This is a genomic window from Terribacillus saccharophilus (assembly GCF_046592895.1).
In the GTDB taxonomy this organism is placed as follows: domain Bacteria; phylum Bacillota; class Bacilli; order Bacillales; family Amphibacillaceae; genus Terribacillus; species Terribacillus saccharophilus_D.
In genome coordinates, this window is record NZ_JAWVPU010000001.1 from 642,805 (window position 1) to 654,401 (window position 11,597).

At 45.3% G+C, this 11,597-nt stretch carries 15 protein-coding genes; 6 read left to right on the forward strand and 9 right to left on the reverse strand.

The features are described 5' to 3' along the window. Positions 1-111 precede the first annotated feature (111 nt). From SFC66_RS03115 to SFC66_RS03140, 6 genes are all read right to left on the reverse strand, one after another. Positions 112-1,122 (reverse strand): ABC transporter substrate-binding protein, encoded by a 1,011-nt coding sequence (locus SFC66_RS03115; RefSeq protein WP_411217242.1) that lies wholly within the window; start codon positions 1,120-1,122, stop codon positions 112-114. Positions 1,123-1,132: 10 nt separating this feature from the next. Continuing rightward, positions 1,133-1,945 (reverse strand): ABC transporter permease, encoded by an 813-nt coding sequence (locus SFC66_RS03120; RefSeq protein ID WP_411217243.1) that lies wholly within the window; start codon positions 1,943-1,945, stop codon positions 1,133-1,135. After that, positions 1,932-2,708, reverse strand: a complete 777-nt coding sequence (locus tag SFC66_RS03125; protein WP_411217244.1) for an ABC transporter ATP-binding protein — start codon at positions 2,706-2,708, stop codon at positions 1,932-1,934. The genes SFC66_RS03120 and SFC66_RS03125 overlap by 14 nt, the downstream gene beginning before the upstream one ends. Before the next feature lie 375 nt (positions 2,709-3,083). Next, positions 3,084-3,806 carry an amino acid ABC transporter ATP-binding protein gene (locus SFC66_RS03130; RefSeq protein WP_411217245.1) on the reverse strand — a complete coding sequence of 241 codons (723 nt, stop codon included), beginning with the start codon at positions 3,804-3,806 and terminating at the stop codon, positions 3,084-3,086. Continuing rightward, positions 3,745-4,458, reverse strand: a complete 714-nt coding sequence (locus SFC66_RS03135) for an amino acid ABC transporter permease (protein WP_411217246.1) — start codon at positions 4,456-4,458, stop codon at positions 3,745-3,747. Before SFC66_RS03135 ends, SFC66_RS03130 begins: the two co-directional genes overlap by 62 nt. 80 nt (positions 4,459-4,538) lie before the next feature. Next, entirely contained in the window at positions 4,539-5,348 is an 810-nt protein-coding gene (locus tag SFC66_RS03140) for a basic amino acid ABC transporter substrate-binding protein (protein ID WP_411217247.1), read from the reverse strand. A 211-nt stretch (positions 5,349-5,559) separates the two neighbouring features. On the opposite strand from SFC66_RS03140, the gene SFC66_RS03145 reads away from it, so the two are divergent. Then, positions 5,560-6,810: a M20/M25/M40 family metallo-hydrolase gene (locus SFC66_RS03145; protein WP_411217248.1), complete on the forward strand. Its 1,251-nt coding sequence runs from the start codon at positions 5,560-5,562 to the stop codon at positions 6,808-6,810. 31 nt (positions 6,811-6,841) lie between these two features. Here SFC66_RS03145 and SFC66_RS03150 read toward each other — a convergent pair whose 3' ends face one another. Then, positions 6,842-7,138, reverse strand: a complete 297-nt coding sequence (locus SFC66_RS03150; RefSeq protein WP_411217249.1) for a HesB/YadR/YfhF family protein — start codon at positions 7,136-7,138, stop codon at positions 6,842-6,844. 185 nt (positions 7,139-7,323) lie between these two features. On the opposite strand from SFC66_RS03150, the gene SFC66_RS03155 reads away from it, so the two are divergent. The 3 genes from SFC66_RS03155 to SFC66_RS03165 all read left to right on the forward strand — a co-directional run bounded on the left by SFC66_RS03155 (position 7,324) and on the right by SFC66_RS03165 (position 9,213). Then, a complete protein-coding gene (locus SFC66_RS03155; RefSeq protein ID WP_411217250.1) occupies positions 7,324-7,941 on the forward strand; it encodes a DUF47 domain-containing protein in 618 nt (205 codons plus the stop codon). A gap of 10 nt (positions 7,942-7,951) precedes the next feature. Continuing rightward, entirely contained in the window at positions 7,952-8,950 is a 999-nt protein-coding gene (locus SFC66_RS03160) for an inorganic phosphate transporter (RefSeq protein WP_411217251.1), read from the forward strand. A gap of 104 nt (positions 8,951-9,054) precedes the next feature. Beyond that, complete coding sequence (locus tag SFC66_RS03165) at positions 9,055-9,213, forward strand: hypothetical protein (protein ID WP_411217252.1); 159 nt, start codon at positions 9,055-9,057, stop codon at positions 9,211-9,213. A gap of 322 nt (positions 9,214-9,535) precedes the next feature. Here the strand turns inward: SFC66_RS03165 and SFC66_RS03170 are convergent, their stop codons facing one another. Continuing rightward, positions 9,536-9,862 carry a MerR family transcriptional regulator gene (locus SFC66_RS03170; protein ID WP_411217253.1) on the reverse strand — a complete coding sequence of 109 codons (327 nt, stop codon included), beginning with the start codon at positions 9,860-9,862 and terminating at the stop codon, positions 9,536-9,538. A gap of 196 nt (positions 9,863-10,058) precedes the next feature. Here SFC66_RS03170 and SFC66_RS03175 point away from each other — a divergent pair, with 196 nt between their 5' ends. Then, positions 10,059-10,199, forward strand: coding sequence for a hypothetical protein (locus SFC66_RS03175; protein WP_411217254.1), 141 nt, complete (start codon positions 10,059-10,061; stop codon positions 10,197-10,199). 31 nt (positions 10,200-10,230) lie between these two features. Here SFC66_RS03175 and SFC66_RS03180 read toward each other — a convergent pair whose 3' ends face one another. Then, positions 10,231-11,043, reverse strand: coding sequence for a glycerophosphodiester phosphodiesterase (locus SFC66_RS03180; RefSeq protein WP_411217255.1), 813 nt, complete (start codon positions 11,041-11,043; stop codon positions 10,231-10,233). A gap of 287 nt (positions 11,044-11,330) precedes the next feature. Here SFC66_RS03180 and SFC66_RS03185 point away from each other — a divergent pair, with 287 nt between their 5' ends. After that, positions 11,331-11,585 (forward strand): GlsB/YeaQ/YmgE family stress response membrane protein, encoded by a 255-nt coding sequence (locus tag SFC66_RS03185; RefSeq protein ID WP_411217256.1) that lies wholly within the window; start codon positions 11,331-11,333, stop codon positions 11,583-11,585. The last annotated feature ends 12 nt before the right edge of the window (positions 11,586-11,597 follow it).

The following is an 11,597-nucleotide window of genomic DNA, read 5'->3' on the forward strand; positions in this document are numbered from 1 at the left end:
TTCCTAGTGGCAACTTTTAAACAAAAGAAAACCCTTATTCCATTTCACTATATGACAGTACACTGTTTAAGTTTCCTAGAAAAAAGCTGGCAAGTGGATTGCCAGCCTCCATTACTTCAATGCCTCGACGAATTCCATATTGACCAACTTATCGTAATCGTACTCGCCCTTATATACACCAGTCTTCGTCACCACATCCATCGTCTTGTCTGTTCCTTCCTCCGTTATATAGCCATCCTTGCTCCATAATTCATCTGCATATGCTCGATCCAGTGATGCTTGCAGGCTTTCTTCGGCTGTTGTAGGGAACTCTTTCTTTAGTACCCGCATCGCCAAGGTTTCATCCTCATCCACTGCTTTTAAAGCTTTTGTTATGGCTTTTACGAAACTTTGGACCGTTTCCGGGTCTTCATCGATGGTCGACTGCTTCACACTGATGACACTGTAAGGATAATCCCCTAAACTTGGAAAGCCATAGAAAGGTTCATTCCAGACACCTTTTTGGATGCCATCGAATATTTGCGGCTCGGCTCCATTGGCTATATCAGCCTGACCGTTTTCCACCAGCGACACAACGGCGCTGGCATCAGCAGGTTCTTCCAACATGACATCCTTGCCTGGCTCCATGCCCAGTTCCATGATCAAATAACGTGTCAGCAAATTGGGACTGCCGCCATATCGTCCTGCCGCAATCGTTTTTCCTTCCAGATAAGCTGCCAATTCTTCTTCCGATGCCCCGGCAGGAGGCGTTTCCCCGCCAGCCATCAAGTAGACATTGGCCCGGTTGACGACGTTGACGACGGATACGATCGGATCATTTGAATCGATATTGGCAAGTGCATTCGAATCGGGACCGGCAATATTACCCCAAGCATCCCCGCTGACGACAGTCGTGACATGTGCGCCGCCTGTTGCCGTCACCACTTCCACATCCAGTCCTTCTTCCTCGAAATACCCTTCATGGATTGCGGCATAAAGCGGCAGATACCCCGTCAAATGCACCGGCTCTGCAATGGTTATTTTCTTCAGCTTCTCATCCTCGCCGCCATTACCAGTGCATCCTGCCAAAATCCCGAACAGGACTGCCAAAAAGACAACACCAATCAACCTCATTCTTTTCATGTGACACCTCCTATTGTTTCGGTTCTTGACCGCGAAGCAATAATTTTTCCAAGCTGACTGTCCCTGCGTACATGAGCAAAGACAAGATCGACAACACAACGACACCGACCCATACAAGATCGATATCCAAAATCTGCCCTGCGTAAAGAATCATCCTGCCGATTCCTTGGCGGGAACTGATGAACTCCCCGACAATGGTACCCGCAAGCGCCAATGCGATATTGATGCGAAGGCTGCTTACGATCCATGGCATCGTCGTCGGGACAACGACTTTCGTGAACACGTGTCTCCGTTTAGCTCCCAAGGAATACAGCAGCTTTTCCAAATCCTTGTCTATCGCTTTGATTCCGCTATGTGCGGCAAGCGCGGTCACGATGACGGTCATCAGGAATGCCAGCATCACTTTCGAAAAGAATCCGATGCCGAATAAAATGACAATGACCGGACCAAGAGCCAATTTCGGGATGGCATTGAATGCAATCAGATATGGCTCTGATATCCTGGAATAATAAGCAGACCACCAGAAAGACAGCCCTATCAGCGAGCCGAACAATGTTCCGGAGACGAAGCCTGCCAATGTAGCAAGTGATGTGTAAACCAGATCTCCCCAAAGCGTGCCTTCCATGAATGCTACCTTGGCAGTTTCATAGATGGTGCTCGGACTGCTCCAATAATATGGATCCATCACTTCGAATCTCGTCAGGACCTCCCATAAAACAATCACTAAAACGCCGAGACCGATCTGACCGCTGAATACAATTTTCTTCATTCGCTGCTGGCGTTTTTTCTCATCCTCGATGTAGTGTTTTTTAGGTTGTGCCATTCTCTTTCGGTTCCTCTCTAAGCAAATCCAGCAATGTTTGCTTTAATGATCTGAAATCATCCGATAGCAATGTTTCTTCTGTTCGGGGACGTTCTAGTCCCACATGTATCTTCGCCTTCAGTTTCCCCGGGCGCTGGGATAGGACGTAGATATCATCTGATAAGAAAATCGCTTCATCTATGTCGTGGGTGATAAAAAGAATCGTTTTCTGGAAATCTTCCCAGATACGAAGCAGCCATTCTTGCATCTGCAGTCTGGTCTGCGCATCCAGTGCCCCGAATGGTTCATCCAGTAAAATGACATCCTGGTCATACAGCAGCGTCCTGAGCAATGCGGCCCGCTGGCGCATTCCGCCGGATAATTCCGGTGGATAGTTATTCTCAAATCCTTGCAGCCCATATCTCTCCAGCAGCGGCTGCGCTTTTTCCCTTGCTTCTTTTTTCGATATCCCTTTGATTTCCAACCCAAGAATCACATTATCCAAAATCGTCCGCCACGGCAAAAGCAGATCCTTTTGAAGCATATAGCCGACATAGCCGCTCTTGCCGATGATATTCTGTCCATCTAGAAGGATTTTTCCAGAAGTAGGTTTGATAAGCCCGGCTATCATATTGAAAAGTGTCGACTTGCCGCAGCCACTGGGACCGATGATACTGACAAAACGCCCAGCAGGTATTTTCATTGTAGTTTCCTGCAATGCAATGACTTCCTGCCCGTCGCGTCTGAAGATTTTGCTGGCTTCTTCGACTTTTAATTTATACATGGCGCCACTCCTGTCATTTCTATAGACCCATCATACGCAGGAGGGTGCTAAATGATTACAAAATAAATGCATGTCCAGCACAATTTCCTTTATTTCAGCAAAAAGCACAAAAAAACAGCCTGCACAGTCGGATATGCCACGCAACATATCATCTGTACAAGCTGTAAGACAAGCCGAACAATGCATTCTGCTTGCAAATGAGAGGGATTAACCGAGAACATGACGAATGTTAACTATTGGTTACAGTTCGTTTGTTACCCGAAATCTTATCCTTACTTTAGCATAGGGAATATGGGATGACAGCAAACTTGTAAGATAATATGACGGTCTTTTTATAAGAAAACAGCCAGCGCATAGATGCACTGGCTGTATCTGTCATAATACTTTACTCAAGAAAGCCTTTGTCCGTTCTTCCTTCGGATTGCTGAATATCTCCTCAGGGTTTGCTTCCTCTACGATATATCCGCCATCCATGAACAACACTCGATCGCCGACTTCACGTGCAAAGCCCATTTCATGTGTGACAACGATCATCGTCATACCTTCATCCGCAAGCTGCTTCATCACCTCAAGCACCTCGCCGACCATTTCGGGATCAAGTGCAGAAGTAGGCTCATCGAACAGCATCACTTTCGGCTCCATGCATAAAGCACGGGCAATGGCGACACGCTGCTTTTGGCCTCCGGAAAGAGATTCTGGATAAACTCCAGCTTTATCTTCCAAGCCGACCTTGCGCAACAGCGCCAACGCCTTCTCTTCGGCATCCTTCTTTTTCCACTTGCGGACAACCATCGGGGAAAGCATGATATTTTCCAGTACTGTTTTATGGGGAAACAAGTTGAACTGCTGAAAGACCATCCCGACATCTGTACGTACTTTATTGATATTCACTTTTCGCTCAGAGATATCCGTTCCTTCTATATAAACATGACCACCCGTAATATCCTCGATGCGATTGAGGCATCGAATGAAAGTGGATTTCCCGGAACCCGAGGGACCGATGACGACGACTACTTCCTTTTCCTCTATCTCGACGTTAATGTCCCGCAGCACCTCGAGATCGCCGAACGACTTTTTTAGGTTTTTTACGCTGATCATCTGTCGCATACTTCCTTTCTAAAAAGCTCTGTACATATGATAATACTAAACAAACGATAAAATATAAAACGGCTACAGCCAAATATGGCTCCCAAACCCGGGAATACGCCCCGACTGCCACTCTGCCCCAGTAGAACAATTCCGGTGCTGCAATCACGGCACCAAGAGAAGAATCCTTCACCAAAACGATGAACTCATTGCCAAGCGGCGGAATCATCCGCTTGAATGCCTGGGGAAGTACAACATGGCGCAGCACTTGGGCGTGATTCATACCGAGACTGTACGCTGCCTCACGTTGACCTTTATCAATCGAGTTGATACCAGCACGGAAGATTTCTGCAATATACGCAGCCGAATTCAATGCCAATGCCACGATCAATGAAATGAGCGGTTCCGGCGGCTTGATGAATATCGGCATCACCGCAAAGTGGATCAAGAAGATCTGCACAAGCAGCGGTGTGCCTCTGAAAACATTCACATACCAAATGAACGGCAGCCGCAGTATCGGATTGGACAGACTCTTTCCCATCCCGATAACCAAACCGATGACAGCTCCCACAAGGAAACCAATCAATGATGCCAATATCGTGTAGCCTAATCCTCTCATAAAGAAAGGCCAGTATTCTCCAATAATTTCCCATCTAAAGTCCATTTTCTTCACCTCAGTATAGCTGATAAAACAAAACGTAAATATAGCGTAACGGTTATGTTCGTTACGCTATATGATTCTCCTTATGGCTGAGCGCTTTCCAGAGCTTCGATATCCGGTGTGCCTTCGAACCAATCCTGATAGATATCCTCATACGTTCCGTTTTCCATAATCGTTTGGATTGCTTCATCGATTTTCTCTTTATGCTCGCTGCCTTTTGGAAGCAGCATGCCGTAATATTCCTGGACAAAATTCTCTTCATCTTCAATCAGTGTAAGATTGGCATCTGGATTATTTTTGACAAAATGCTGCGCTACAGCTATATCTGTCACAACTGCTTCCACATCACCGTTTTGCAATGCCATCATCGTTGCTGCTGACGAATCGTACTTGGAAAGATCACTGCTGTTTTCCCCAACTAGTTTCTGAGCAGCTTCATCACCAGTCGTACCATTCTGTACGCCGATTTTCATTCCTTTGATATCCTCAGCCGATTGAACATCGGTTCCTTCCGGTACGGCGATGACTTGTGTTGCTTCGAAATAAGGAACGGAGAAATCATACGTTTCCTTTCTTTCATCCGTTATGGTGATACCAGCCATTCCAGCTTGCAGTGTTTTGTTTTCCACTCCGACTAGCATCGGATCCCAGCCAGTGTTATCGAATTCATACTCGATTCCCGCTTCTTTCATGATTGCATCCAGCATATCCGCATCAAACCCAACGATTTTGTCACCTTCCATCGATTCAAAAGGAGCGAAAGTAGCCTCCGTTCCGATCGTAAGCTTTTCTTCACCCGAACCGCTGCTTGATTCATTATTGGATATACATGCATTTAAGAATAAAACACTTACTAGTCCAACTGCTGCCATGAGCTTCTTTACTGATTTCATAATTGATCTCCCTTTTCTATCTATAGTTTAAACTTGCAATAAAATCCATAAATATTCATTCTGGTTCATTTATTTTACATAACATCCTATGCCTTGTAAATAAAAAAATAGAACTAATCACTACTTTTCGACTATTTCCTCATCTTAAATAGTCAGTAAATTGCGATTTTGTGTTACAGTACACATATACCATAGGAAAGCAGGGAGAGATATGACAGCAACCAGCGGTACTTACACACAGCAATTCAAGCAGCTTACAGAGCTTCAGCAAGTACGTGATGCACTTTACTTTCTCAAACAGGATAATGAACGGACCACAAAGGATCAAATAGATGTGACAGAAGTAGAAGCACCTCCATTTCACGAAGCCAATCGAGCTGCTTATTTCAAGGAGAAATTGTCAGCATTCGGCTTGGAAAACTTGACCACGGATTCTGAAGGCAATGTATATGGTATACGAAAAGGCAGCGGCAACGGACCTACTGTCGTCATTGCCGCCCACTTGGATACCGTCTTCCCTGCCGGAACGAACGTAAAAGCGAGAATCGAGGATGGTATCGTCTATGCTCCCGGTATTGGAGATGATGGACGCGGATTAGCTGTTTTGCTTACATTATTGCGCACGTTGGATGAAAATGAGATCGAAACAGAAGGCGATATCATTTTCCTTGCGGATGTTGGCGAAGAAGGCCTGGGAGATTTGCGCGGAGTGAAAGCATTTTTCCGTGAAAATACATATGTGGATGGCTTCATTTCCGTGGAACCTGGGGCACCTGGGGACTTGATTTATTGCGGCGTCGGCAGTAAACGGTATAACGTAACCTTCACAGGCAAAGGCGGGCACAGCTTCGGCGACTTCGGTACGTCAAGCGCCATCCATGCAGCTGGACGGGCCATCGCAGCCTTGGCCGATCTGACTGTTCCCGAGGAGCCTAAAACGACCTATAATGTCGGTACGATCCACGGCGGTACATCCATCAATACCATTGCCCAGCATGCAGGCTTCCAGCTTGATTTGCGTTCGATATCAAGTGATGCCCTGGCCGAATTGGAGGAAAAGGCGCTAGCGCTCATTACGGAAGCTGCACAAATAGAGAGTGAGGCACGCAAGCAGCCCGGCAGCATCAAAGTCACGACTGAGCTTGTCGGAGACAGACCGGCCGGAAATCAGCCAAAAGAAGCACCAATCCGCCAGATTGCCTTGCAAGCTGCTGAAGCCCTTGGTATCGAAGTTGAAATGGAAGATCCGCTGAGCACGGATTCAAACGTGCCGATCAGCCTTGGTATCCCGGCACTGACACTCGGCGGTGGCGGCAATAGCGGAGGACATCATACGCTCGAGGAATACTTTGATCCGACGGACGCTTTTTACGGTCCGCAGCGAATATTGCTTTCCTTGCTTGGCATGGTCGGCATAAAGAATGCAGCTGCCCCACTACTTCCTGTCCGGGAACAAAAATGAGCAAAAGCCGCTTGCGGCTTTTGCTCATTTTTTAATTATGCGGAGGATATTCATATTGGATATCGTCCCATTTACGTGAGTATTTGACACTTAAGTCTACCCCTTCGAAATACCACGCATCCGAGCGCTCGATAAAGAATGTGATGCCTTGTACCTCTTCGCTCGCGATAGGGTCATTCGGCTGTTCTGCATTTATGCCGAGTGAGAATCCTTCTTTTATGCCCCCAAACCCACCATAGCGGACATAAAAACGCACCGCACTGCCTGGCTCAAGATCCAATTCTTCAACAAACCAGTTCGATGCAGGCTTTGTAATGGAGATCTGCATAATTTCACCCCTTCTATACAACTATAACAAATAGTAGCCAAGTGTACCTCATTCGACAAAAATCACGCGAAAACGTTGATAATTATTAATAAAAAGTTTACAATCTCTAGAGGATAGTTTACAAAAAATTATCATTATATGTTCCCAGGAACAACCTTATTCAAACACCATTCGGAGGTTTTGTAATGTTCAAGAAGAAACAAGACAAATTTTCTTTGCTTTTAGCCGATATAGCTAAAAATATTGATGAGACTGCTGAGTTTTTCGTTTCCTATAAAGTGGAAGATGCAGCGACTTTATCCGAGTTCTCCAATAAATTGAAGGAATTCGAAACTAAAGGTGATCAGCTTGTACATACGATCATTAAAGAATTGAACCATGCCTTCATCACACCGATCGAACGCGAAGACATCCTGCAGCTGACAAACAGCTTGGATGATGTACTCGATGGAATAGAAGAATTCTCTGGAATGATGGACACATACGGCATCTACTCTTCCGACAGCTTCATCGATCAATTCTCTGAGGAAATCCGTTCTTGTGCAAAAGAAATCTTGGCTACAATAGACTTGCTTTCCCAAAACAAACTAAAAGAAATCCAAGCACATGCAATCAAAATCAAGGAGCATGAGCAGAACTGTGATACGATTTTCCGTAAATCCTTGAAACAGCTCTTCCAAAACGAAAAAGATCCCATCAAGGTGATTCAGTACAAAGAATTGTACTACATCCTTGAAGAAATCGCTGACAGCTGCCAGTCTGTAGCAAACAATCTTGAAACAATCATCATGAAGAATGCGTGAGGCATAAACAATGGATGTATTATTAGTACTAACCATTCTAACCGTCATCTTTGCGCTTGCATTTGACTTCATCAATGGCTTTCACGATACCGCAAATGCAATCGCAACATCTGTTTCGACAAAAGCATTGAAACCAAGACATGCCATCATCATGGCTGCAGTGATGAACTTCGTTGGTGCCATGACTTTTACTGGCGTGGCGAAAACGATCACAAGTGATATTGCCGATCCGAACGATATCGTCAATGGTTCTGTCGTTATCCTGGCTGCTTTGATTGCTGGGATTGCTTGGAACTTGATTACATGGTATTACGGCATTCCAAGTAGTTCTTCGCATGCCATCATCGGTTCATTGGCAGGTGCAGTCATTGCTTCAAGTGGATTTGCCATTCTTAACGTGGATGGTTTCCTGAAAATCTTGCAAGCATTGATCATTTCTCCGATTCTGGCTTTTGTCATAGGTTTTATTTTATACAATATCATCAAGCTGATCTTCCGGGAAAAGAACTTACCAAAGACGAACAAGAATTTCCGTCGCGTACAGATTTTCACGGCAGCACTGCAATCATTCACCCACGGTACGAATGATGCCCAAAAAGCAATGGGGATCATCACGATGGCGCTGATCACAGCGGGATTGCATACAACTTCCGACATTCCGTTTTGGGTACAAGCTGCCTGTGCGACTGCAATGGGACTTGGTACTTCAATCGGCGGCTGGAAAATCATCAAAACCGTCGGCGGTAAAATCATGAAGATTCGTCCGGTCAACGGTGTTGCTGCCGACCTGACTGGAGCATTCATCATTTTTGGTGCCACTTACATTCATTTGCCGGTTAGTACGACGCATGTTATTTCTTCCTCTATCATGGGGGTTGGTGCGGCACACCGACGCAAAGGTGTTAACTGGGGTACTGCGAAACGCATGGTCATCACGTGGTTCATTACACTTCCGATCACTGCTTGCCTTGGTGCTTTGATTTACTACATCTTGAATATTTTCTTTTAAAGTTGAAAACCATGCTCGGATTGAACCGGTCATGGTTTTTTTTATCACTTACCAAACATCATCAAGAATTATACAGGACGAAAAACCGGAAAGCAGGAATTTCTTTGGCTACCCTGGCAGTCTGGTTCCGTGAAGATACGTTACACGATCACATCGCATTAAAACAAGCGCTTGATCAAGCTGCAGCAGACGACAAGATTCTGCTGCTTTTCCATATAAATCCTGAGATGAATGATACATTCACTCCCCGATATGACTATTAAAATCATACATTGAAAGTATTTGTGGATAATTGCGAGCGAAAAGGCGGTACAGAATCAGCCCTTGAATGATTATATTCACCATGCTTGGCGGGACCTTCACCATATTAAGGAACGTACAAGAAGTACATCCATAGCTCGTAAAAATGAGCCAAGACCACAATCAAAAATACAGGTGCACGGTCGGCGAAGATTATCCTCACCCCATCGTAGAACATAAAAAAAGCGAGAACGTGCTTTGGAACCTTTCAGCATTGATAAGAGCCGGATGATGAACATCCGGCTCCTCTGTGTACAAGGCCTCCCAACACATACGTACACATCATCATTTTCTTTGTATACCAAAGCGGGCGTTGATTTGCCCCCGAAGCATTTGCTGGCGGCTCTCCCGTTCCGCTTCCTTCCGCTTGTCTCTCAGCATCTGCTGACGAATTTCGAAGGTTTGCACTCCCTCTTCCCTTTTGTTGGCAATCTCGATCAATTGCTCCACATCAGAAAAAGAGTATTTACGATTTCCCTTCGCTGAACGTTCCGGAAAAATGAGCTTGCGTTCCTCGTAATACCGAATCTTGCGTTCAGTCAGTCCAGTCAGCTCACTCACGATACCGATTGTGATCACTTTCCTGTTCTTATAAGAAGGCTCGTTACTCATCTGTTCACCTCATCATCATGTGCTGTTACTTTTCATTATACCGTAATTATCCAGCCCTCCTAGTGTTATGTGAGGAAAGCTGACAAACAACAATAAAGTTCGTCAGCATCGCTTACATGTTTGATGCATCGTAAGTTGGATATAAGTATACTGAACATAACAGTAAAAACGATAAACAGAAAGGAGCATCTATGACGTGGCAAATGATCAGGAAGCCCTTGATTTAGCCCAACAGATAGTCGAACTCGATTTGAAGCGGGATGAGTGCTGGGAGGATCTTGCAGCACTTGCTGGAGATCGTGCATTCGAACTGCTTCGGCTCGTTCAGAATAGATGACGTAAAAAGGAGACCTTCTGCGGTCTCCTTTTCATTTCACATAGTTAGGGTAATCCGTAATGATGCCATCCACACCAGCTCGAATCAACGGCTGGACTTCGCCTGGCGCCCGCACAGTCCATGGCATGATCCGCATTCCGCGGGAATGGATCCTGCCAACCAATGTATCATCAAGTGTCACATTCGTGAAATGTGTATTTACATAATCTGCATAAGCAGCAATCTTATCAAGTTTACGATTCGTCAGATCCGCACTTCTGGACGTAAGCACGCCAAGCGGAACATGCGGCAAAAGCTGTGAAAGATATGCAACCGACCCAAAATTGAATGATTGCAAAATAACTTCATCATACAGCACATTAGCCATTTCATACTGCTCCAGCAATTCTGCAGCGGCTTCCTCTATCCCATCATAAAGTTCCGGTGACTTCAATTCGATGAGGAACTTTGTTTTCCCCTTGTACCGTTTGATTACATCCTCCAGCAACGGGACACGCTGACCTTCATATGCAGAATCATATCCAGCGCCAACATCATAAAGTTGCAAAGCAGCATATGTCAGGTCCTTGACGAATACAGTTTCATCCGGTGCATCTGCTGCAGTTCGATTGATTGACGTGTCGTGGATGACGACAAGATGCCCATCACTCGTCATCTGAACATCCAACTCGATGAAATCTGCGTTCATCTCGATGGCGAGATCGAAAGCAGCTATTGTATTCTCAGGTGCAAATCCGGAAGCACCGCGATGTGCAATGACCGGCAGGGTGCTGCTTTGTACAGACTGACTGTCAAGAGATCGTGTCGTTACGGACTCGTACGATGAACTAAATTGATTCGTCATTCGGATCATCTCCCTGTGGATATCTGGATTGTAATCTTTGTACGATTGAAATCATGAAAATTACTCTGTGATTCTGAATTATTTTCTTGTGCTTACATTTCTTGTACTTTCAATATAAAGGCTGTTTATTAAGTGGATGTTGAGCTGCTGTGTAGAATGATGCAACTTATTTTAAGAACGTGTAAACAACCAAGCTGCGACAATGTTTGCATCTTGCTTGCTTTGGGAATGATAACAGTACAGCACAATACAATACAACACACATCATAGTTTAGGAGGTAGTTATCATGAGTTTTATCTTATATCTTATCGTCGGTGGTATCATCGGCTGGCTAGCAGGCTTGATCTTGGGTCGGGACGTACCAGGCGGCATCATCGGTAACATAATTGCCGGTATCATCGGTTCTTGGCTGGGCGGCATGATTTTCGGAGATTGGGGCCCTAGTTTAGGAGGCATGGCAATCATACCGGCATTGATCGGTGCCATCATCTTTGTTTTCGTATTGAGCCTCATCTTACGTGCAGTGCGCAAGAAGAAATAAAGGAAAAGGACT